Source organism: Mucilaginibacter ginsenosidivorax (assembly GCF_007971525.1).
GTDB classification, from domain to species: Bacteria; Bacteroidota; Bacteroidia; order Sphingobacteriales; family Sphingobacteriaceae; genus Mucilaginibacter; species Mucilaginibacter ginsenosidivorax.
In genome coordinates, this window is the sequence record NZ_CP042437.1 from 6,828,275 (window position 1) to 6,852,012 (window position 23,738).

A 23,738-nucleotide genomic window follows, 5' to 3' on the forward strand; every position below is an offset into this window, starting at 1 on the left:
AAACATGAAAAAATTGATATATATACTGCTTGCCTGTTTTTTAGCAGCAGCATGGTACGGCTGCAAAAAAGATGGCCTCGCAACCGATTATAAAAAATTCTACGATGGTCATGAATTAACCTACACAGGTGCGGTAGCACAGGCTATTGTACAACCTGGTAATTTGGAAATAGGCCTGAAGTGGAAGGCAAGCTCTGACCCGAGTATTGTGAAATACGTTGTATATTATAACAACGGCGCCGATTCGCAAGTTGTTAATATTACTACTAAAGCAGATACAATAAGAACCATAATTAAAAACTTGCAGGAATATACCTATTCATTCACCATTTATTCATACGATGCAAAAGGAAATAAATCAATTCCTTATGAGTTAAATAATGCAAAGGCTTACGGACCGGTATATGCATCTAATTTATTAAACCGGGGCTATAACGCAACTACGCCCTATGTTGTTAACGGCGATGGGTCGGTGCAATTAAACTTTATCACACCCGATACTATTAACATTAAAACCGTTATTAATTATACCAATGCAGCTGGTGTAGCATCGCAGCTTTCGCTTGCTCCAAATGTAAATTCAATAACGCTGCCTACTTACAAAGCAGGTACGCCTATTACGTACAAATCGTACTACATACCCGAGCGAACGTCAATCGACACATTTGCCGTAGCACAATTTGATACATTTCCTACAATCTATATTTATGTAAAATGCGATAAATCTAAATTTTCGGAAGTTCATCTGCCACAGGATGTTAGTACTTATTCTGGCGAAACTACGATCAGTAAATTGTGGGATAACAGCGATGGTCCGCAAGGCTATCCCAATATTTTCCACAGCGATGGCTCATATATTCCACATGTGCTTACGTTTGATATGGGGCAGTCATACAGTAATTTGGGTCAGATGGAAGAAGTCGGAAGGAACTGCTGTAACAACCCTGATCAGTTTGAAGTTTGGGGGATAAATAGTTTAACCGGTGCTACCACCACTTTAAGGGCCGATAACAGTGGCTGGAAAGCAGAAGCTATTGCCAAAGGATGGATATTACTTAAATCGGTTACCAGGACAGACGACGGACAAGCTGCTCTGAAAGTTGATTTATTGAGTAATCCTCCTCCTGTCAGGTATATACGTATAAGGGTGTTGCATACTGTAACAGGATCTGGCTACAGCAACATGAGCGAAATAACCTTTTGGAATAAACAATAGTTGTTTGTTTAATATAATACCGAAAAGAACCTCCCGGCCGCAAGTGCCCGGGAGGTTCTTTTTTAGCAAATTTGCTGGTAACAATACTGTTAATGTTCTAAAAACGCAATCATTTGCTAATATCGATGTTTATAAACGGCTGTTTTATATAGATATTTAGCTCATCCTACTTTAAACCAAACATGATCAAAAAGTTAATTTGCATTGCCTTTATTGTTACAGGCGGTGTATTCGTAAATGCTGCAAACGCGCAAAATAAAACTAACATTGGCGTAAAACCGCCGGTAATATGGGATGATAAACCCGCTAAAACCTGGATGACAGAAGCCTATCCAATGGGCAATGGCCGCTTCGGTGGGATGGTTTTTGGAGGTCTGGCACAAGAGCATATCCAGTTTAATGAAATAAGCCTGTGGACCGGTGATGAAGACGACACCGGGGCCTACCAGGCCTTTGGCGATATATTTGTCAACTTTAAAAACAAGGACACCACACAGGCTACACCTGCTAATTATCGCAGGCAATTGGATATCAGTAAAGCAGTACAGCAAATAACTTATAGTGATAATGGTGTAGCCTTTAAACGGGAATACTTTTGCAGTTTTCCGGATAAGGTGATGGTGTTGCATTATGCTGCCAATAAAAAGGGCGCTTACTCGGTTATTATCAGCCTCAAAGATGCACATGGTGCAAAAGTTTCCGGCACCACCAAATCTTTGGAATTTGAAGGCAAGCTGAATAATGGGCTGGCTTATAAAGCAGGTATTGAGGTGAAAATTACAGGCGGTACGGCGGTGGTTGAAAGCGATGGCAAAGGCGGTTCGCAACTTAATATCAGCAATGCCGATGGTTTTACCTTATTACTTTCGGCAGCTACCGATTACAGCAACAAGCGCGAACAGCACTGGCGTGGTGAAGCACCAGGTGTAAAGGTGAAACAAAGTCTGGATGCGGCATCTGCCAAAACATACGCGCAACTATTAAATAATCATATAAGCGATTATTCGGCACTTTTTGGCCGGGTTGCCATAAACCTGGGTATAACACCACCACCGGATGCCGCCGAACCCACCTACAAGCGATTGATTAATTATAAAAAACAGGCCGACCCGGAACTGGAGGCATTGCTTTATCAATACGGGCGATATTTATTAATCAATTCGTCTCGTAAAGGCGGTTTGCCTGCAAACCTGCAGGGGCTTTGGAACGAGAGCAACAACCCGCCATGGCGAAGTGATTACCACTCCAATATCAACATCCAGATGAATTATTGGCTGGCCGAGCCAACCAACCTTTCGGAATGCCATATACCATACCTTGATTATATCAACAGCATGCGCGAGGTTAAAAAGGTAAGTACACAAAAAGAGTATCCTGGTGTGCGCGGCTGGACAGTGAAAACCGAAAATGGCGTTTACGGCGGCGGGAGCTTTTTGTGGAATACTCCCGGTAGCGCCTGGTATGCCCAGGGTATTTGGGAGCATTATGCGTTTACCCAAGACAAAAGCTACTTGCAAACTTTTGCCTACCCTATACTTAAAGAGATTGTGGAGTTTTGGGACGATCATTTAAAACGCCGCCCGGATGGCACCCTGGTTTCGCCATTGGGCTGGTCGCCCGAGCACGGGCCAACCGAGGATGGTGTAACTTATGACCAGGAGATTGTATATGATTTGTTCACCAATTATATATCGGCGGCAGATGTTTTAGGCGCCGATAAAACTTATCGCGATCATGTTGCCGATATGCGCGATCATTTGTTGAAGCCTAAAATTGGCAAATGGGGCCAATTACAAGAGTGGGAAACTGATCGTGATGACCCTAAAGATACGCACCGTCACTCATCAAATTTGTTTGGCCTGCACCCCGGCAAACGCATAAGCACTATAAAAACCCCCGAATTGGCGCAAGCTGCCAAAGTTAGTCTGTTGGCGCGTGGCGATGTTTCAACCGGATGGTCAATGGCCTGGAAAATGAATTTTTGGGCACGACTGCAGGATGGCGATCATGCTTACAAAATCCTGAATAATTTTATTACGCTGGCAGGAGGGTCGGGTGTTGATTATAACAACGGCGGCGGTGTTTACTCTAATTTGCTATGCGCGCATCCCCCTTTCCAGATAGATGGCAATTTTGGCTATACGGCGGGTGTTACAGAAATGCTGCTCCAAAGCCAAACCGATGAAATTCAGCTTTTGCCGGCATTACCAAAAGCCTGGTTAAACGGCAGTGTGCATGGCCTTAAAACCCGTGGCGATTTTGAGATTACCGATATGGTATGGAAAAGTGGTAAAATTACCCGCATTGTAGTTAAATCGTTGGCTGGCGGGATGTGTAGCCTACGGTCGCCAAATAAATTGATGGCCGAAGGAAAAGAGATTCCCGGAGTTATGGTAAACAACGACTTTAAATACCAGTTTAATTCAGTTGCCGGTAAAACGTATATTTTCAATGCGGGTAAATAATAGCAATCAATCCGGGTTTCGATACTTAATTTTTCTGTTAGCATTTTTGGCTATTCATATCGGTTTACCCTTGTATGCCGTAGCAAAATATCCTGACATCAGTAATCGTAAAGTATCGCCGGGTAATACTACGTATTATATGGACGCTGAAAAAGGAAATGATGATAACTCAGGAGTAGATAAAAAACATTCCTGGAAAACCTTCAAGCAGGTTAACCGGCGGATCTTTTCGGCAGGAGACAGGATAGTAATTACAGGACCTGCAGATTTCCGGGAATCGCTGTTCCTGGTAGCGCGCGGTAGTAATAAAAAACACGTTAAATTGGTATTTGAAAAAGGTACCTATAATTTTTATCCGGAAGCAAGTTTTAAAAAGCAATTCTTTATATCAAATACCAATGATGATGCCTACACGCCAAAAGCTATTGCTATCTATATTGATAGTTCAAGCTATGTAGATATAGAAGCCGTGGGAGCGAAAATGCTGATGCGCGGGAAGATGATAGAAACCTGTATTGATCATAGTCATGATATCAAAATACATGGCGCCACGTATGATTATTACAGACCTACAGTATCAGAGTTAGAAGTGATAAAAACGGCAGATAATTTTGCCGATTTGAAAATTCATCCAGATTCAAAGTATAGTATTAAAGATAGCCTGCTTACCTGGGAAGGAGAGGGTTGGGGGTATAATTCGATATCATTATGGCAGGTGCTCGACCCTGCAACAGGCCATCTTCAACGCGTTGATATCAATATGGAGGGATTAAAATATGTGGCATCAGGTATAAATAATGTAAGGGTTTATTTTAAACGTAATCCCGGTTTTAAAGCCGGGCTTGTATATCAAAACAGGGATATTACAAGGGATTGCGCAGGAATTTTTTTAGTTAGGAGCAATAACCTGGTATTAAAAAACATCCATATCAATTTTATGCACGGCATGGGAGCGGTAAGCCAGTTTTGCCGGAATATTACCATCGATTCTGTTTTTGTAAAGCCGGCTGCGAACTCCGGGCGAACCTGCGCAGCCTGGGCCGATATTTTACATTTTTCGGGCTGTGTCGGTAAAATATCGATCATCAATTCCTGGTTGTCGGGTGCTAATGACGATGCCGTTAATGTGCATGGTACCTATTTGCGCATTATACAGCAACCGCAACCCAATCAGCTCCTTGTCCGGTTTATGCACAACCAAACTTTTGGTTTCGAAGCTTTTGTTAAGGGGGATAGTATCGCTTTTGTACATTCAAACAGCCTTTTGCAATATGGGGAAAGCATTGTATCAAAGGCGGTAAGGGTAAATGATAAAGACATACTGTTAACCCTTAAAGCGCCCTTAACCGATACGATAATGCCAAATGATGTGGTAGAAAATATTACCTGGACACCTCGGGTATATATAAGTAATAATACCATCGAACGCATTCCCACAAGGGGGATTTTGGTTACCACGCGTGGCAAAGCGGTAATAGAAAACAACATTTTTCGGCGTGTCAATAACAGCGCCATAGCCGTAGCCGACGATGCAGCAAGTTGGTACGAATCGGGGATGGTTAAGAGCCTGGCTATCAGGAATAATAAATTCTATTTATGTGGCGGTCCCGTTGTGTTGGTATCGCCCGAAAATACTCAAAACAACGTAATAAAAGTACACAACAATATTTTAGTGACGGGTAATGAATTTATTTTATTGCCAGCCACCGAGGCAGTTTATGCAAAAAGCACTGCTAATATCAGGGTGTTAAATAACAGCTTCAAAGTTACCAGTACGCCTGTTGCCAAAGCTGGCCTGATAAAATTTAAGGATTGTACAAATACACTGGTATTGCTTAATAGAATTTATAACCGATAAAGAACGGTAGAAACATATAGGTGTTTTCTCCATGTCTGGATAACAAAATTGATACAATTACCTTTAGGTTTAATCATTTGCAGTTGTTTTTTTGTGCGGTAGTTGCTGATGAAACGGTGTTGAGTGATTTTGGAGTAATATACATATCTAACTCCATGATTTCAGTGGATTGTCCATCGTTTTAAAAGGTTTATCCATTTTTTGAAAAGTAATTAGCTGATACATTTACCCTAACCAATAATAACACAATCGGGTAGATGCTGCATTTTTTAATACATGTACATTGCCGTAATACGGCCTATTTAAAAATACTTTATTCACTAAAATAGCAAGGCTCGCAAATGCCTTTGCCCGAAATTGAAATGTTAAAGCCAATGTCAAAATTTAAACACGCTGTTATCTTATTGTCGTTACTAACTGCTTTTATTGGTGTCCATGCGCAAAGCAAGACCAGTTTATGGAAGGGCTTTGAGAGAGTACAACTAAAATTTGCCGATAAGGATGCTTACTATGTTAAGCCAACGCACCCGCTGCCTGGTAATCCCTGGGTTTGGCGCACATCTTTTCCCGACTGGCATACCGAAATTGACAGCATTTTGCTTGCAAAAGGGTTTTACATAGCCTTTATCAATGTCGATAACCAGTATGGTGCACCATCGGCAATGAGTTTTTATGATGTGTTTTATACCTATTTAACCACGCAACTTGCCTTTGCACCAAAGGTGGCCCTCGAGGCGGTAAGCAGGGGAGGCCTTTATGCTTATGCCTGGGCCAAACGCAACCCCGATAAAGTGACCTGTATTTATGCAGAAACGCCGGTTTGTGATATTAAAAGCTGGCCAGGTGGAAAACTTAAGGGCCCCGGAGACGCCAGTGCCTGGAATGAGCTAAAACAGGTTTATCATTTTACCGAAGAACAGGCCATAGCCTACAACGATAACCCGATTGATAACCTGGAAGGCCTGGCCTCATTCCGTGTACCTATTTTACATACCATAGGGCTCGAGGATAAGCTCGCCCCGCCTGCCGAGAATAGTGATGTGCTGGCCAAACGCTATATTGCTTTAGGTGGCCCCATTAGTATCCATCCCATAACACAGGGGCCAATGGAGTTACAAGGGCATCATTTTACGGTAGATCGCCCGGCTTACTATGCCCAATTTATATACAATAACTCGTACCCGGTACAAAGAATACTGCCTTATACAGATTATATCAAAAAAGCAGGCGGCTTAAATAATTTTTACTACGCTGCTACAGTAAATAAAAAAGCTACCGTTTCTTTTTTGGGCGGATCGATCACTTTTAATCCCGGCTGGCGCGATAAGATTTGCAAATACCTCAGGGAAACTTATCCCGAAACGGATTTTCATTTTATAGCAGCCGGTATCCCGTCCTTAGGCAGTTTACCGCATGCGTTCAGGTTACAAAGAGATATACTTGATTCGGGTAAAACCGATCTGCTGTTTGTAGAGGCCGCTGTAAACGATAGGGGCACCGATAGTACTACGCAGGTTCGGGCGTTAGAAGGCATTGTAAGGCATGCAAAAATGAACAACCCCATGATGGATGTTATTATGATGGCCTTTGTTGACCCTCAGAAAATAGAAAGCTATGCTAAAGGGAAAGTATCGCCCGAACTGTTGAATCATCAACGGGTAGCTACCCACTACAATTTGCCCTATGTAAACCTGGCATTGGAAGTTAACGATAAAATAAAAAATAAGGAGTTAACCTGGGCCGATGATTTTAAAGATATCCACCCCTGGTATCATGGGCAGGAGCTTTACTTTGAAACAATTAAAGCTCTGTTGCAGGCCGGCGTTGCTGCAAATTACAAACAACCTGTTAAAGCTGTTTTGCCTAAACCAATTGATAAGGCCAGCTATAATAATGGCAGTTATTATAATATTACTAACGCCAGGCTGGATAAAGGATGGGCTATTGATGCTAAATGGAATCCCAGGGATGGCCTGTCAACCCGCCCGGGGTTTGTTGATGTGCCTATGCTACAAGCTACAGAACCGGGTAGCGAATTAAGCCTACCATTCAAAGGCACAGCTGTTGGTGTTGCAGTAGTGGCCGGGCCCGACGCCGGTATTGTATCTTATTCCATTGATGGTGGTGCCTATAAAGATCTTGACTTGTTGACTGAATTTTATAGCTGGATTCACCTGGGCGTTTACCACATGCTGGGCGATAACCTTATTAATGGCAGCCATACGTTGAAAATTAAAATAAGCGACAAAAAGAACAACTTAAGTAAAGGTCATGCCTGTCGTATTGTTAACTTTTTTGTAAATAAATGAGTGAGTGGTTGATTGGGTTGAATGAGTGAGTAGTTTTTAAAGCCAAACTAACCTAATCCAACTCAATCAAAGTAATCTAATCCAATCTAACCAAAAAAATAATTAAACTATACTATGAAAAGAAAAGCAGGACTATTGGGAGTCCTTTTATTAAGTACCTGTTTAGCTATAGCGCAGCAGGCAACAAGTTCAATTCCGGTTAAAACTCCTAAGGCGGTTATGGATCGGTTTATGGATAAGCGTTTTGGTATGTTTATTCATTTTGGCCCGGTAACCCAACGCGGTACCGAAATTGGCTGGAGCCGTAACGACCAGGTGCCCGAGGAGGACTACGATAACTTATACCACGAGTTTAACCCTAAATTATTTAATGCCGATGAATGGGTAAAAGCCGCAAAAGATGCCGGGATGAAATACCTTGTTATTACGGCCAAGCATCACGATGGCTTCCTGTTGTGGCCAAGCGCTTTCTCAGATTATAATATCTCAAAATCGCCGTTTAAAAGAGATATTGTAGGTGAATTGGAAAAAGCTTGTAAAAAACAAGGCATCACTTTTTGTATTTATTGTACCGTTTTAGATTGGCACGATAAAGATTACCCGATAGATAACCCGCACCATCCCGAAATAAATGCCCGCAAAGGTGATATGACTGCATTTAAAACCCGGATGAAAAATGAGCTTAAAGAAGTGATAACCAAATATCACCCCTTTATGCTTTGGTTCGATGGCTATTGGGAAGCCCCATGGACAACGGCCGATGGTCAGGAAATCTACAACTACATCAAAAGCGTTGATGTTAACGTAATTACCAATAATCGCCTGGGTAAGATAAGCGAAAAATTGGGCGGTGATGCGGTTGGCGATTTTTTAACACCGGAACAAACCATAGGCAAACTTAATATGGATGAGCCGTGGGAAAGTTGCATTACCATTTGCAACCAATGGGCCTGGAAACCAAACGATGGGATGAAATCATTAAAACAGTGCATCCAAACTTTGGTAACATCGGCATCGGGTAATGGTAACCTGTTATTTAACGTCGGTCCGGCGATGGATGGCCACATGGAAGCCCGGCAGGTAGCCCGCTTAAAAGAAATGGGGGCCTGGCTAAAGCAAAATGGCGAGGCAATTTACGGTACAAAAGGTGGTCCGTATGTGCCGACAGCCGAATACGGTGCGACCCGTTTAGGGAACAAAATCTATATCAACGTTTTTCAACGTAAGGATAGCACGTTAAATATTCCATTACTGCCCAATACCAAAATCCTGAAATCTTATTTTCTGAATGGTAACGCCGTTGCCATCCGGTCGGATAGTAAAGGCTATAAAATAGAGTTGCCTGCCACTTTACCTGATGAAAATTGCTCGGTAATTGTGTTGGAAGTTGATGTTAACGCTATGGATATTCCTGTAATAAAATCATAACCAAACTAAATGAATTTTAAAAAATATATACCCGCTGCAGCTGCTTTTTTATTGCTGTCGACGGTTTCAATCGCCCAGAAAAAGGCGCTTAATTTACATTATGATAAGCCTGCATCGCGCTGGGAAGAGACTCTTGCCCTGGGCAACGGCCGTTTAGGCATGATGCCGGATGGGGGAGTGAGTGATGAAAAAATTGTACTTAATGACATAACACTTTGGTCGGGTTCCGTGCAGGACGCCAATAATTATGACGCCTATAAAAAATTGCCCGAGATAAAGGCATTGCTATTAGCCGGCAAAAACGTGGAAGCGCAGGCCCTGATAGATAAAGATTTTGTATGCAAAGGCCCCGGATCGGGAGGCAAACAATGGGGTTGTTTTCAAACTCTTGGCGATTTAAACCTTAAGTTTGATTATAATGGTGCCGATGCTTCGAAATTTACCAACTATCAGCGTGAATTGTCGCTGGATAACGCTATTGCTAAAAGTATTTATACTGTTAACGGCGTAACCTATAAACGGGAGTATTTTACCAGTTTTGGCAATGATGTGGATGTGATTAAGCTTAGCGCCGATAAGCCCGGCAAGCTGAATTTTAGTATTGGTATTAGCCGACCGGAGCGGTCAAAAACCACCACAATTGGTAATACGCTGCAAATGGAAGGCCGGTTGGATAACGGTACCGATGGTAACGGCATGCAATACATAGCCAATGTTAAAGCCAGGCTTACCGGGGGGACTTTAACCTCCACAGATAATAGCCTGGTTATCAAAAATGCTACCGAGGTTATTATCTACATTTCGGCAACTACCGATTTTAAAAGTCCCAATTTTAAGACTAAAATGGCTAAGAATTTAACTGATGCTATGCTAAGGCCGTACGCGGCAGAAAAGCAGGAGCATATCAGCATGTTTCAAAAGCTGTTTAACCGGGTAAGTATCAATTTAGGCGATGATAACTCGGCAGAGGCCACCGATCAGCGGCTCATTAGCTTCCATAAAGCGCCTGCCAACGATAAAGGTTTGCCAGTTTTGTTTTATCAATTTGGGCGCTATTTAAGTATTTGCAGCACAAGGGTAGGCTTGTTGCCGCCCAATTTACAAGGGCTTTGGGCCAACGAAGTTCATACCCCCTGGAATGGCGATTACCACCTGGATGTAAATGTTCAAATGAACCATTTTCCGGTCGAAGTTTCTAACCTGTCTGAGCTAAACCTGCCATTGGTTGAACTGGTGCGCGGTATGGTGAAAAACGGTGAGCGTACAGCTAAGGCTTACTACAATGCTGATGGTTGGGTTGCCCACGTAATAACCAATGTTTGGGGATGGACTGAGCCCGGCGAAAGCGCTTCATGGGGCGTAACCAAAGCTGGCTCGGGCTGGCTGTGCAGTAACATCTGGGATCATTATGCTTTTACAAATGACAAAAGCTATCTGAAAAGTATTTACCCCATTTTGAAAGGCTCGGCACAGTTTTACAACAGCATATTGGTAAAAGACCCTAAAAGCGGTTATATGGTAACTGCGCCGTCATCATCGCCCGAAAATAGCTTTATGATGCCCGATGGCAGCGGCAATCACGCCAGCATTTGCATCGGTGCAACTATCGATAACCAGATTATGCGCGAGTTGTTCGCCAATGTAATTACCGCGTCAGAAACTTTAGGTATTGATGCCGCTTTCCGTGCCCAATTAAAAAAACGATTAACAGAAATTCCCCCTGCCGGTATCATCAGCAAAGATGGCCGCATACAGGAGTGGCTGGAAGATTATAAGGAAACCGAGCCACAGCACAGGCATATTTCGCATCTGTATGGTATTTACCCCGCATCCGAAATTACAGCAGACGGCACACCCGACCTGGCAGCCGCAGCTAAGAAAACGTTGGATGTACGCGGAGACGATGGCCCAAGCTGGTCTATCGCCTACAAACTCTTATTCTGGGCAAGGCTGCACGATGGTAACCGGGCCTATAAACTATTCACCGAGATCATGAAACCGACTACAAGTACAGGCATAAATTACGGTGCAGGGGGCGGTATTTATCCAAATCTCTTGTCGGCGGGGCCGCCGTTTCAAATTGATGGAAATTTTGGCACTACAGCAGGTATTGCCGAAATGCTGATCCAAAGCCATGAAGGTTACATCAACCTGATCCCGGCTATTCCTGACAGCTGGAAAGCGTCGGGTGATGTGAAGGGATTACGTGCCCGCGGCAATTTTACCGTTGATTTTAAATGGAAGGATGGTAAAGTCATTAGCTACCGCGTTACATCAACCACGCCGCGTAAGGTGAAAGTAAAGGTTAACGGGGTAATGAAAGAAGTGATGGCGCAAAAGGTGTAAGTAAATCAATGTGCTAAACTATCGTCATTGCGAGGTACGAAGCAATCCTGAACTATGTGGGACTTGGCATATCGGGGATTGCTTCGTACCTCGCAATGACGCTTTATTATTAAAAATACTAATCAATGAAAATAAGCTATAAAATAATTTTTACCTTTTCGTTAGTCATACAAACGCTGGTCAGTATTGCATCCGCCAGGCAAACAACTACCGTGACAATTCCATACGGTAAAAGCAACAGCATTGTTTATGACCTTAAAGCCGGTACCTATAATGTTTATCATGGCAAAACAACCTTGTTTTCTAATATAACAGCCACGTTCAAAATAAAAGACTTGGCTGTAGCTACCACCGATAATTTATACCGCAAGTACGCTTCATCCCCTGTAAATGATGGTTTTGGTAAAGGCGAAAAATACGTAGTAACGCATACCGGTAATAACTTGCCAAAAATTGAACAGGTATTTTACGTTTACCCGGGCCGGGAATTTTTCCTGACCCAGGTTGTATTGTCAGGAAAAAAACTCTCGAGTAATTCTATTATTCCATTTTCCGGTAATATTCCTGCTGTTACCGGCGATGCCCGCAGCATTTTTGTGCCCTTTGATAACGATACGTTTATCCGCTACAATGCCAAAGAGTTTAAAGCCCCTTTCAGCAATACCAGCGCCGAAGTGGGTACCGTATATGATAACACCAGCCGCAACGGTTACGTAGCCGGATCTGTTGAGCACGAGATTTGGAAAACCGGGGTACGCAGCACGGCCACCGGTGAAGGCAACCGGATGGTTGTTTGGAGCGGGTATACCGAAGAAAGCGTAACCCGCGATAATATTGAGCACGGTGATGTTAAAGGCGATATAGTGCGGTCGCCAAAGATTTTTATTGGTTATTACGATGACTGGCGTACCGGTATGGAAGAATACGCTAAAGCCAACCGCATTGCCGAACCTCCGTTTGTTTTTAACTGGATAAAACCAACACCCGTTGGCTGGAATAGCTGGGGCGTAATGCAGGAAAAACTTACCTACGAAAAAGCTACCAAAGTGGCCGATTTTTTTGCCGACAGCCTATCAGCCTTCCGCACAGGTAACACCGCTTTTATTGATTTGGATTCCTACTGGGACTTTATGCTGAAGGGCGGCTTAGAGGGCGATTACAGCAAGCTGAAGGAGTTTGCCGACTACTGCAAAAGCAAAGGGTTGCAACCAGGAGTTTATTGGGCGCCATTTACCGATTGGGGATGGAAAGATGGTCCTGACAGAAAAGTGGCCGGCACCAACTACACCTATGGCGAAACCTGGACAAAAGTTGGCAAAGGCTACCACGATATAGATGGTGCAAGGGCTGTTGATCCTACACATCCTGCAACGCTGCAACATATTGATTTGGTGATTGGTAAGCTGAAAGAATGCGGCTTTAAAATGATTAAAATAGATTTCCTGGGCCACGCTACTGCTGAATCCACCCATTTTTATGATCCGGCTGTTACCACAGGCATGCAGGCTTACCGTAAAGGAATGGAATACCTCATCAGCAAACTGGGCGATCAGATGCTCATTTACGCTGCCATATCGCCAAGTTTGGCGTCGGGCCGTTATGTGCATACCCGCCGCATAGCCTGCGATGCTTTTAAAAGTATCGATAATACCCAGTACACTTTAAATAGTGTAAGCTACGGCTGGTGGCAAACCTATTTGTACAATTTTGTTGATGCCGACCATGTGGTATTAAACAACGAAAGTGAAGGGGCTAACCGTGCCCGGATGCTTTCGGCTATTATTACGGGGACGTTTATTACCGGCGATGATTTTTCGGTGCATGGGCAATGGAGTGCAAGAGCTATGCAGTGGTATCAAAACCCGGAAATATTAGCGGTGATAAAAAATGGTAAATCTTTTAAACCGGTAGAAGGTAACACCGGCCAAAACGCATCTGAACTATTTGTTCAAAAAATCGGAAATGCCTATTATGTTGCTATATTTAATTACTCGGATAAGCCTAAGGAGTTTGCATTGGATTTTAAAAGATTAGGCCTTCCTCCGCAAAAATATAAAGTCAGCGAAATACTAAAAGGAGCCGATACCGATTTGAATGTAAAGCTTCCTGCTGCCGATGCTGCATTATATAAATTTGAATTCAAGAACCAATAATCAATAAATTTAACCTTATTTGTACCTGATAAATAACCTATAAAAAATTGAAAAAGAAGTTAATAAACAAAGTACTGCCATTTGGTGTGGTGCTTGTAAGTTCGGTTGTGATGGCTATGGGAAGCCACGCCCAAACTGTTACTATTCCTGTAGAAACGCAAAATAATGCCCTGGTGCTGCAAACCGATGGCGATAAAACCCTTAAAATGGTTTATTTCGGCAGCAAGCTGGGTAACGCCAAAGAGTATGAACAAATTGGTAAAATGTACCGACAGGCCGATGACTCAGGTGTGTTAACTGAAGCCTATATGGCATCAGGTTCGCAAAGCCTGGCCGAACCGGCAATAACGGTTACACATACCGATGGTAATAAATCCCTCAACCTAATTTATGTAAGCCACACCGTTACCAAAGTTGATGAAGATGTGAGCCTGCTGGCTGTTAACCTGAAAGATCCTGTTTATCCGTTTGAAGTAACATTATATTATAAAACCTATTTTAAAGAGGACGTTACCGAACAATGGTCGGTAATAAAACATAACGAAAAGGGTGAAGTAACGCTAAACAAATATGCATCAGCCAATCTTAATTTAAAAGGTAATGGCTTTTGGCTTAAACAATATCATGGTAACTGGGCATTGGAGATGCAGCCAGAAGAAGCAAAGCTAACCCACGGCATTAAAACTATTGATAGCAAGCTGGGCACCCGCGCCAATTTGTATGAGCCATCGATGTTCATGGTATCTATGGATAAACCGGCTACCGAGGATGAAGGCAAAGTAGTGCTGGGCGCGCTGGAATGGTCGGGTAATTTTAAAATCGACCTGGAGCTGGATGTATCAAATAACCTAAGGGTTATTGCCGGTATTAACAACGCAGCTGCCGAGTATCACCTCAAACCAGCTCAGGAATTTACCACGCCGGCGTTTGTTTATACTTACTCCGATCATGGCAAGGGAGATGCCAGCCGCAAGCTGCAACGCTGGGCACGCAAATATAAAATTGTTGACGGGCAGGGCGATAGACTTACCTTGCTGAACAACTGGGAGTCGACTTATTTTGATTTTAACGAAAGCAAACTGTTTGGTTTATTAAAAGATACAAAAAAATTAGGAGTCGATCTGTTTTTGTTGGACGATGGCTGGTTTGGCAATAAATTTCCACGTAATGGCGATCATGCAGGTTTAGGCGATTGGCAGGAAAATAAGTTGAAATTACCTAACGGGATCGGATCGTTGGTAAAAGAGGCAACGGCTGATGGCGTAAAATTTGGCATCTGGATTGAGCCCGAAATGGTTAACCCCAAAAGTGAGCTTTACAGCAAACATCCAGATTGGGTGATAAAACAACCAAACCGTCCCGAAAAATATTTCCGCAACCAGTTGGTGTTGGATCTTGCCAATCCTAAGGTACAGGATTTTGTATTTGGGATAGTGGATGACCTGTTTACCAAAAATCCTACCCTCGCCTATATTAAATGGGATTGCAACGCGGTGATCTATAATGCATATTCGGCTTATCTGAAAAAGGATCAATCGCATTTGTATACCGACTATGTTTTCGGTTTGTATAAAGTATTGGAACGTGTCAGGGCAAAATATCCCAAAGTACCTTTGATGCTATGCTCCGGCGGCGGTGGCCGTGTTGATTATGGTGCACTCAAATACTTTACCGAGTTTTGGCCAAGTGATAACACCGAACCCTTAGAAAGGGTGTTTATCCAATGGGAGTATTCCTACTTTTACCCGGCTATGACCAGCTCAAACCACGTTACCGACTGGGGTAAACAGCCAATAAAATTCCGCACAGATGTAGCGATGATGGGTAAACTTGGTTTTGATATTGTGGTAAGTAAATTAAGTGAGCAAGACCTTGACTATGTGCACGATGCCCTTAAAAATTACGAATACCTGAAAGATGCCATCTGGCACGGCGATCAATATCGCCTGCAATCGCCATGGGATAACGATGCAGCTTCTATCATGTATGTTAACGATAGCAAGTCAAAAGCGGTAGTATTTAACTATTTGGTTAATAATCGTTACGGAGCTGGAACAAAGGTGCCTATCCGCTTGAAAGGCCTCGATCCGCAAAAAAAATACCTGGTTAAAGAAATTAACCTTTATCCAGGCTCCAACTCATCTATCGAAAATAACCTGGTTTTAACAGGCGATTTTTTAATGACCGTAGGCATCAACCCCGATGTTAACAGCGGCAGAACAAGCGTTGTTTTACAGCTTGAAGAAAGCAGGTAACAAGGATGTTATGTAACAAGGCTGCAACAGTTTAAAATAAACCGTTGCAGCCTTGTATTTTTAGCAAGGTTAATTACTGTCAGTTTTACAAGTTTAAATAGATAGCTTTAAGTTATAGCCCGTTTTGCAACTTATAAATTAAGGCTTAAGACTTTTTAACTCTGGACTTAACCCAGCTACATCTGCCTTACCATGAAAAAAACTTTACTCTGTTTATTTGTATTGATGTTTGCCGCCACAGGCTATGCCCAAAACCGCCGGGGAGGTGGCAATGGGAACGGAAACAATGGCGCCGGTAATTTCGGGAGGCAACGCGGTACAACAGATCAAAAAGGTCCTTTGCCTTTCAGGGAAGTTTATGGGGTAGTTAAGGATACCGCAAATAAAAAACTGGAAGGGGCAACTATTAAGCTGGTATCGGCTACAGATAGTATGGTTACCAGCACAGGGCCAACAGGTAAGTTCAGATTTGGGAAGGTTAAGTCGGCCACGTTTGTGATTACCGTTACCAGCGTGGGGTTTCAAACGATAGTACGCAAGATGCTGAACAACGACGAATCACGTAGCCTTGAGCTTGATGCCTTTGTTTTAAAGCCGCAGCAGCATATGCTGGGCGAGGTGGTGATAAACGGCGAACCAAGTGTAACTTATAAAGCAGATACGGTTGAATACCGTGCAAGCGATTACAAGGTACGCCCGAACGCAACTGTTGACGAGCTGATTAAAAAAATGGAGGGTGTAGAAGTTGCGAAAGACGGAACGGTTACCCACCAGGGGCAAGCAGTAGTAAAAGCCAGGCTGAACGGCAAAGACTATATAGGTGGCGATGTAGCGCAAGCAATTAAAAATTTGCCTGCAGATATTGTAGATAAAATCCAGATTGTTGATGATTATGGTGACCAGGCCGCCCGGACCGGGATTAAAGATGGTGATCCGCAGAAAGTACTTAATATCACTACCAGGGCCGATAGATCGGTAGGTAATGTTGGCCGGTTAAGCGCGGGTGTAGGTAGTGATGATCGTTATGATAACCGTTTGTTTTTTCAGCGGATAAACGGCAACGAACAGATAGGGCTGATAGGTAGTTTTGTAAACACGGTAAATGGGGTTTCGGGCGGAACAGGGGGCGGCAGCGGTGGTACTACCAAAACAGGCGGCCCCAATATCAGCTACCGGAGCTATCTCACCAAAAAGATACAAATAAATACCAGCTACAATTATAATTTCAGAGACGTTAATTCTATTAACCATAGCGATGGCCAACAGTTTAGCACATTGGGCACCACCAATTTTATCAGGAACTCCAATTCGCAGAATAATAACAAAACTCATAATGTGAACCTGGAACTGGAGTATAATATTGATAGTGCCAACTACCTGAAAGTTACACCCAATTTTAGCTACTCGGGCGTAAATTCAACAAACACATCTCAAAGTTTTAAAACCGGCCTTATTCACCAGGATATTCTGGGGCTAACCGGTAGCAATAATACTGTGCCCAGTTGGGGCGCTATTGTGTTTTATCAGCATTTATTTAAAAAGCCAAAGCGCAACCTGTCGTTTCAGGTAAGTTACAATCGCTCTGATAACAAAACAGCTAACGAGCAGGACAACAACATTATTTACTACCAGGACTCAACCAATCATGTTTTAAAAGATTCGTTGGTAAACCGCCATATTAGTCGCAGCAACCTGAGTAAGAATTTCAGAACCAGTTTTACTTATGTTGAACCGCTTACAGATGTATCGCAACTGGAGTTTAATGCGCAGGTAAATTCGCGCAGTTATGATAACCAGGCTTATACCTACAACATAGATTCGCTGGGCAGGCGCAACCTGGTCGACTCGCTGAGCAATGTTTTCAGATATTCATTTACCGAAACCCGGCTGGCTCTTAATTACCGTGTCAATCAAAAAAAATACAATATTTCGTTAGGCGTTACCGGTGTGCCAACCGTTTTGGATGGTACAAAAATAACCGGCGGGGTGGTAAGCACACATCGTACTAATTTTAACCTGATACCGATAGCGCGCTTTCAGTACGTGTGGTCAAAACAGGAGCGTTTTTCGGTTAACTACTCAGGTAGCCCGCAGGAGCCAACATTTAACCAGATTCAACCCGTGCGTGATGAATCCAATCCGCAAAACCCGGTTGTGGGTAACCCTGATTTGAAACCATCATTCAGGAACTCCATTAACCTGCAATACAATAATTACATAGTCGATTCAAAGTTCAACGTATCGGCCAACGCCAATGTAAGTTTTATCAAAAACCAGATTGTTACCAATACGGTGCAGATAGCCGATACCCTTGGTGCTTTAAAAAACGAAACGCATTACATAAACTTAAATGGCAGTTACAACATTGGCGGTAACTACAATATATCAAAACAACTGGCCGATCGAAAGTATAACTTATCACTCAATGGTACAATTAACTACGGACATGGCATATCCATGAGTAACAATGTACAAAACTTCAACACTACCTGGCATTTTAATGAGCGCTTAGGCCCTCAAATAAACCCAAGTGAATCGGTGGAGATAAATCCTTATGTTTCCTATGATGTGGCAAAATCATATTTTACATTGCCCCATTCGGTAAATACCAATATCAGCACAACGGCGTTGGCAATTGATGGAAAATTTTATTTCCTTACCGGCCGCACAGCTACTTTTGGATACATCGCCAACAAAAACTTTGTTAAAGGGATTTCGCAAAACCTTACGCGTAACCCATTGGTAATTAACGCTTACATTGAACAACAGTTTTTTAAGCGCCGCAACCTTACCCTTACGTTCCAGGTGTTTGATATTTTAAAACAAAACAACTTTATTAGCCAGGTAACTACCGAAAATTCGGTAACCAATACCCTCAGTAACGCGCAAAGCCGTTATTTCATGTTTAGTGCCAAACTAAACCTCCAAAAATGGACAGGCTCGCCAATGCGCCACGGACAGCGGATGAAAAGGAGAGGAGATGGGAGCTTTATTGAGTAGGGGAGCTTTTTGATTATCTGTTTTAATAAAGCCCTCCCTTCCGGGGAGGGTTTGAGAGGGGCTTGAAGCCCCCTTATATCTTTATCAATTCCTGCTTCAGGGCGGCAATTACCAGTCCTGTTCGCGATTTAGTTTCAAACTTTTGGAACAAGGCTTCGCGGTAATTATCTATCGTGTGCGGGCTTAAGTTCATCATATCGGCTATTTGCTTGTACGTAAGGTCGCTGCAGCAAAGCTCAAGGAATTTTAATTCGTTGGCATTTACTTCAACCTGCTGGGTTTTTACAGGCTGATTGTTTTGAATATTGCGTAACAGTTTGCCGCTTACCAGCTCATTAATATAAAATGATTGTTTAGCGATGCCGGTGATAGCGTCAATCAAATCAGAAGCCCGTGATTGCTTGAGCATATAACCGCCGGCGCCGCTTTTAAGCATGCCTATAATCGGCTTATCTTCTTCAAACATACTTAGTGCCAGTACTTTTATTTCAGGATGGTTTTCTTTAATCCATTTGGTGCTTTCGTAGCCATCCATCAGGGGCATGGTAATATCCATCAGGATCACTTCCGGCAGGGGGTGTCGGGATAACTTTTGGATCATATCCTGGCCGTTTTCGGCGTCAAAAATCACATTTATTTTGCCCGAATCGGTAAGCAGGCTTACCAGGCCCTGTCTAAAAAGGGTATGATCGTCAACAATAACAATATCTATTTTGTCTGCGTACATTAAAATTTAGTAGGGTATAGTTATAATAATTTCTGATCCGCTTTCCGGGGCCGAATTAATAAAGGCTGTTCCGTTAATCATGGCTGCCCGTTTTGTTATATTATGCAGGCCCATCCCGGATTTTCTTTTTAAGGTTTCTTCAACATTAAAACCTTTGCCGTTATCACGGATTGTTAACTTAAATGAATTTTCAATCTGCTCTAAAGTTATAAATATTTCGGTTGCTTTTGCGTGCTGTATAATGTTATTTATAATCTCCTGGAACAACCTAAAAAGGATAGTTTCCTGACCGCTATCGGGATTAAAGGTCCCGAAATCCCTCTTTTCGAAATTGATCTTAAATTTGTCTGATCGTTGCAGCCATTCCAGTTCAAATTCAATAGCTGCGGCCAACCCGCGGTTTACCAGCTCTTCGCCGTGCAACAGGCGCGATAAGGCTTTTACTTCTTTAATTGACCTTGTTGTCAACTCATCAATAAACGCAAGTTTTTCGGCAGATTTATCCGTGTTATTCAGGTCGATAGAGCTTAACGTGATGGTGGTAATACTCAGCAATTGCCCTATATTATCGTGCAGATCGTAGGCAATGGTTTTAAGTGTTTGCTCCTGTACTTCTATCTGGGTTTTAAGCAGCTCATTTTCATATGTTTTTTGCATTAGCAATTTCTCCTCCTGATGTTTCTTCTTTTTGCGATTGTACGAAGCAACATAAATGATCAGGAAGAGTGGGGCAATCAGGAAAATAAGGGATGTTAGCCCAATCAGGAAGATGATTTCCTGCGAAGATATCTGCATAAAAAAGCGTATGTCCAAAAAGAGTATAAGGTTATGTTTAATAAAATAAAAATATAATACCGGATGGAAAGTTGGTTATTAATAGGTTTTAAGCTGGAAAGATAATCGAAAAAAATGTTGCAGGTTGTGCTGCCGAAGTAAAAAAACAGCGATCCGCTTACCCACCAAAAGGGTGCAGAAAATGCAAGCCGGTCAAAGTTTTCATCCATCAGTTTAAGATAGTAATAATAAAGGCTTGCCAGTACAAATACAACCGACATAACGGTTGCCGTTATTGAAACAAATGCCTTAAAATGGGTCATCACCAGTTCTGCCAGGTAGGTGGCTATAAAAATGACATACCATGTAATAAGCCATTTGCCTGTGTTTTTAAATGGCTTATATAAACTATAAAAAGTGTAGCCAGTAATACCACATTCAACCAGTAAAAAAGCATTGTACAGGTTATAATTAGGCACGTGCGCTACTTTGCGCATGTATACACCGGTTACTTCAACAAGGCAGGTTAGCAGCAGGTATGGGATAAACAGCTTCCAGGCTGTATCCTTATCTTTTATTAAAAAAATAAAGGCAGCCAGGAAGCACATAAATTCACACCCGGTATTTATGGTGATGAACATCATTTGTTTTAGTTGATTTAGTTGCCTAATAGCAATAGGGTTGCACCTTTACAGGTAGCTGGTGGCGGGCATTGTTCGCCGCGATTTTCGGGAGTGGAGCCAACAATAAAGCCTTGCTGGCTGCCATTTTGGCCCGGTTGGGGGTTTTTGCCATAGTAATCCTGGTGAATTATATTGCCTGAAGTGCTGTCTTTTTTTGTCGATACCATTACAAGTGTATTATAGCCCCAGTATTGTTTATCGGGCTTATGGCCGCCCTTAAAATCTTCGGAGTAAGATTTGTCATAAGTAGCCAGGTAAAAACGAACGCCATCACCTCTCTCCTTTTTTATTGAATCAACAAGAGCCTGCAGCCTGTCAACACTAAACCAAATGCACCTTGTGTTTGATCCTTTATAGGTCTTTTCCACGGCTTGCGCATCAGAAAAGGCTGAATCAACTGTGCCGGCATTTTTACTGTAATTTTTTACATACCTCAGCGCCGTTTGAAGACTCAAGGTATCCATGTTGATGCCAATTTTATTTGTGCTAACATCGGCTTGCTGCTTTTGTTGGCATGCGCTAAAACCAATAGCGGCAACTGCCAATGTAATTAGGGTAATTTTTAGGGTCATAATATTGTTAATTAAGTTTATCGAAAGTGGTTAATAATCGGTACAACCACAACATCTATATTAAACCTTTTTTCACCCTTAAAAACACCTTAAAAAAAGCTGATTACACCCTATGTTGTCCTTTTACTATGATAGACATTTGTGATGTGATGCAAATACAGAACACATTACGTCCGTTCTTTTTTTAAATAATTCAAATTTTCGGTTAAATGTAACTTATCGGCAATATTAATGCTTTGTAATGCTGGTGTTGTGCTTTATCCGATGTGTAAATTAGCTTATAGTATATTATTGTAAGTGATTGATTTTTAAGTGGGTAATTAAAATTTTTATTATTGTTATCAAATGCGAATTAAGCTGTTGTTAAATTTTAATAATATATATTTACCGATAATTAAATAGAATTAACCAATTCTAAACCTAAAATAACTTATAACTAAAACCTAAAATTTAAACACTATGGAACCTTACATTGGCGAAATCCGCATGTTCGCCGGCAATTTTGCACCCCAGGGGTGGTTTTTTTGTGATGGCTCATTATTATCAATTTCACAGTACAGTGCATTTTTTTCTTTATTAGGCACTACTTATGGTGGCGATGGCATGAGCACTTTTCAAATACCAGATCTTCGTGGTCGTGCCCCTATACACTCGGGTAACGGGCAAGGAAAAAACGTATCACGTTATGAGCTTGGCCAGGTGGGCGGCAACGAAAACATTACCTTAATTGCACCGCAAATGCCTGCGCACTCGCACGTAATCAATTGTTCTTCAACTGCAGACCTTGCAGTTCCGGCGGCAGGGTATCCAGCTGCTTCTTCAGACCCGGCCTTAGGCACAATTATTAATAGCTACGCCTCAACAACAGATTCGCAAATGAATCCGTTAGCTGTTGCACCTGCAGGTGGTAACCAACCTGTAAATGTAGTAACACCTTATTTAGCCGTCAATTTCATTATTGCCTGGCAGGGAATCTGGCCTTCAAGACCATAATAATGAACAAAACTTTGATGGATTTCAATACATGCCAATGAAAGTTGGTATCGTATCAAATTCAAAAATATGTATACCTCTGCTTTCATACCTAAGCAGTATTAAAGCAGAGGTTATACTATACTTCGGGAAATCGGCCCATGCTGATGTGAGTGTAAATGACATGGCCGGTTTTTGCAGGATGAACTATATACCGTTCTACGCAGAAGATGATAAAAAAGAGCTTTATAACTGGCAACAACTAAACGAACCTGATATAATTTTCATAACAGGTTACAGTCATAAAATTGATATAAAGGAATTAAGTGGTGTGCCAAAGGGAACGTATAATATCCACTTTGGTAAACTGCCGCAATACAGGGGGCCTTCGCCGGTTTTTTGGCAATTGAAAAACGGCGAAAAAGAATTAGGCTTATGTATACACCAACTAACCAATAAGCTTGACAGCGGCGCGGTTACCTGGGAACAAAATATTAAAAACGAAGAATACCACACCTACAATTATATAAACCAGGCATTTAGCCAGCTGCAGGTGCAGGGGGTAGCGCAGATAATCGCTACCCTAAACAGCAGGCAAACGCCTTATAACAAGATACAGGACGAAACCAAAGCCCGGTATTACAAAAAACCACAGCTGGCCGATGTAATGATAAACTGGGATACGATGGATGCAAAACAGATCCTCGATCTTATTAAAGCCTGCACATCGTGGAATAACGGGGCAAGCACTTTAATAAACGGGTTAGAACTGAAAATATTAGATGCCGAACCGACTTTGGCAGAAGTAGATAGCATACTCGGCAGCATTAACATTGCCAATAACAAGTTTAACGTGGGTTGCATAGGTAACCAGGCTTTGAACATAAACTTTTTCAATATAAATAATACTTGTATCCCCGCCCGGCATGCCTGTTTTTATGGTTTAAAAACAGGGCAAATATTTATAAGCAAAATATAAC

At 42.3% G+C, this 23,738-nt stretch carries 15 protein-coding genes; 11 read left to right on the forward strand and 4 right to left on the reverse strand.

Going from position 1 to position 23,738, the window contains the following annotated elements; genetic code table 11:
• Nucleotides 1-4: 4 nt before the first annotated feature.
• The 9 genes from FSB76_RS28220 (at nucleotide 5) to FSB76_RS28260 (ending at nucleotide 19,030) form a co-directional block, all read left to right on the forward strand.
• Nucleotides 5-1,216: a DUF4998 domain-containing protein gene (locus FSB76_RS28220; RefSeq protein ID WP_147059453.1), complete on the forward strand. Its 1,212-nt coding sequence runs from the start codon at nucleotides 5-7 to the stop codon at nucleotides 1,214-1,216.
• A 182-nt stretch (nucleotides 1,217-1,398) separates the two neighbouring features.
• Nucleotides 1,399-3,681: a glycoside hydrolase family 95 protein gene (locus FSB76_RS28225; protein WP_147059455.1), complete on the forward strand. Its 2,283-nt coding sequence runs from the start codon at nucleotides 1,399-1,401 to the stop codon at nucleotides 3,679-3,681.
• A 46-nt stretch (nucleotides 3,682-3,727) separates the two neighbouring features.
• On the forward strand, nucleotides 3,728-5,539 hold the full coding sequence (locus FSB76_RS28230; protein ID WP_158643004.1) for a right-handed parallel beta-helix repeat-containing protein: 1,812 nt from the start codon (nucleotides 3,728-3,730) through the stop codon (nucleotides 5,537-5,539).
• Between the two features lie 374 nt (nucleotides 5,540-5,913).
• Complete coding sequence (locus FSB76_RS28235) at nucleotides 5,914-7,848, forward strand: SGNH/GDSL hydrolase family protein (protein ID WP_147059459.1); 1,935 nt, start codon at nucleotides 5,914-5,916, stop codon at nucleotides 7,846-7,848.
• 114 nt (nucleotides 7,849-7,962) lie between these two features.
• A complete protein-coding gene (locus FSB76_RS28240) occupies nucleotides 7,963-9,276 on the forward strand; it encodes an alpha-L-fucosidase (RefSeq protein ID WP_147059461.1) in 1,314 nt (437 codons plus the stop codon).
• Between the two features lie 9 nt (nucleotides 9,277-9,285).
• Nucleotides 9,286-11,622 (forward strand): glycoside hydrolase family 95 protein, encoded by a 2,337-nt coding sequence (locus FSB76_RS28245; protein ID WP_147059463.1) that lies wholly within the window; start codon nucleotides 9,286-9,288, stop codon nucleotides 11,620-11,622.
• Between the two features lie 125 nt (nucleotides 11,623-11,747).
• Complete coding sequence (locus tag FSB76_RS28250; RefSeq protein ID WP_225976336.1) at nucleotides 11,748-13,775, forward strand: alpha-galactosidase; 2,028 nt, start codon at nucleotides 11,748-11,750, stop codon at nucleotides 13,773-13,775.
• Nucleotides 13,776-13,822: 47 nt separating this feature from the next.
• Nucleotides 13,823-16,030 carry an alpha-galactosidase gene (locus tag FSB76_RS28255; RefSeq protein ID WP_225976337.1) on the forward strand — a complete coding sequence of 736 codons (2,208 nt, stop codon included), beginning with the start codon at nucleotides 13,823-13,825 and terminating at the stop codon, nucleotides 16,028-16,030.
• 192 nt (nucleotides 16,031-16,222) lie between these two features.
• Nucleotides 16,223-19,030 carry an outer membrane beta-barrel family protein gene (locus FSB76_RS28260; protein ID WP_147059465.1) on the forward strand — a complete coding sequence of 936 codons (2,808 nt, stop codon included), beginning with the start codon at nucleotides 16,223-16,225 and terminating at the stop codon, nucleotides 19,028-19,030.
• Nucleotides 19,031-19,103: 73 nt separating this feature from the next.
• Here the strand turns inward: FSB76_RS28260 and FSB76_RS28265 are convergent, their stop codons facing one another.
• Genes FSB76_RS28265 through FSB76_RS28280 form a run of 4 tightly spaced genes read right to left on the reverse strand, consistent with a single transcriptional unit; the run spans nucleotide 19,104 to nucleotide 21,786 of the window.
• A complete protein-coding gene (locus tag FSB76_RS28265; protein ID WP_147059467.1) occupies nucleotides 19,104-19,757 on the reverse strand; it encodes a response regulator transcription factor in 654 nt (217 codons plus the stop codon).
• A gap of 6 nt (nucleotides 19,758-19,763) precedes the next feature.
• Nucleotides 19,764-20,552: a sensor histidine kinase gene (locus FSB76_RS28270; protein WP_147059469.1), complete on the reverse strand. Its 789-nt coding sequence runs from the start codon at nucleotides 20,550-20,552 to the stop codon at nucleotides 19,764-19,766.
• On the reverse strand, nucleotides 20,519-21,175 hold the full coding sequence (locus tag FSB76_RS28275) for a hypothetical protein (protein WP_147059471.1): 657 nt from the start codon (nucleotides 21,173-21,175) through the stop codon (nucleotides 20,519-20,521). Before FSB76_RS28275 ends, FSB76_RS28270 begins: the two co-directional genes overlap by 34 nt.
• Before the next feature lie 14 nt (nucleotides 21,176-21,189).
• Nucleotides 21,190-21,786, reverse strand: a complete 597-nt coding sequence (locus FSB76_RS28280) for a hypothetical protein (RefSeq protein WP_147059473.1) — start codon at nucleotides 21,784-21,786, stop codon at nucleotides 21,190-21,192.
• Between the two features lie 459 nt (nucleotides 21,787-22,245).
• Between FSB76_RS28280 and FSB76_RS28285 the strand changes: the two genes are divergently transcribed.
• Nucleotides 22,246-22,779: a phage tail protein gene (locus tag FSB76_RS28285; RefSeq protein WP_147059475.1), complete on the forward strand. Its 534-nt coding sequence runs from the start codon at nucleotides 22,246-22,248 to the stop codon at nucleotides 22,777-22,779.
• 37 nt (nucleotides 22,780-22,816) lie between these two features.
• Nucleotides 22,817-23,737, forward strand: coding sequence for a methionyl-tRNA formyltransferase (locus FSB76_RS28290; RefSeq protein ID WP_158643005.1), 921 nt, complete (start codon nucleotides 22,817-22,819; stop codon nucleotides 23,735-23,737).
• Nucleotide 23,738 lies beyond the last annotated feature (1 nt).

What these genes read in the sequence shown, in the direction of transcription:
- FSB76_RS28220 (WP_147059453.1), top strand. Translation starts at nt 5, where the DNA reads ATGAAAAAATTGATATATATACTGCTTGCCTGTTTTTTAGCAGCAGCA.
- FSB76_RS28225 (WP_147059455.1), top strand. Translation starts at nt 1,399, where the DNA reads ATGATCAAAAAGTTAATTTGCATTGCCTTTATTGTTACAGGCGGTGTA.
- FSB76_RS28235 (WP_147059459.1), top strand. Translation starts at nt 5,914, where the DNA reads ATGTCAAAATTTAAACACGCTGTTATCTTATTGTCGTTACTAACTGCT.
- FSB76_RS28240 (WP_147059461.1), top strand. Translation starts at nt 7,963, where the DNA reads ATGAAAAGAAAAGCAGGACTATTGGGAGTCCTTTTATTAAGTACCTGT.
- FSB76_RS28245 (WP_147059463.1), top strand. Translation starts at nt 9,286, where the DNA reads ATGAATTTTAAAAAATATATACCCGCTGCAGCTGCTTTTTTATTGCTG.
- FSB76_RS28250 (WP_225976336.1), top strand. Translation starts at nt 11,748, where the DNA reads ATGAAAATAAGCTATAAAATAATTTTTACCTTTTCGTTAGTCATACAA.
- FSB76_RS28260 (WP_147059465.1), top strand. Translation starts at nt 16,223, where the DNA reads ATGAAAAAAACTTTACTCTGTTTATTTGTATTGATGTTTGCCGCCACA.
- FSB76_RS28265 (WP_147059467.1), bottom strand. Translation starts at nt 19,757, where the DNA reads ATGTACGCAGACAAAATAGATATTGTTATTGTTGACGATCATACCCTT.
- FSB76_RS28270 (WP_147059469.1), bottom strand. Translation starts at nt 20,552, where the DNA reads ATGCAGATATCTTCGCAGGAAATCATCTTCCTGATTGGGCTAACATCC.
- FSB76_RS28275 (WP_147059471.1), bottom strand. Translation starts at nt 21,175, where the DNA reads ATGATGTTCATCACCATAAATACCGGGTGTGAATTTATGTGCTTCCTG.
- FSB76_RS28280 (WP_147059473.1), bottom strand. Translation starts at nt 21,786, where the DNA reads ATGACCCTAAAAATTACCCTAATTACATTGGCAGTTGCCGCTATTGGT.
- FSB76_RS28285 (WP_147059475.1), top strand. Translation starts at nt 22,246, where the DNA reads ATGGAACCTTACATTGGCGAAATCCGCATGTTCGCCGGCAATTTTGCA.
- FSB76_RS28290 (WP_158643005.1), top strand. Translation starts at nt 22,817, where the DNA reads ATGAAAGTTGGTATCGTATCAAATTCAAAAATATGTATACCTCTGCTT.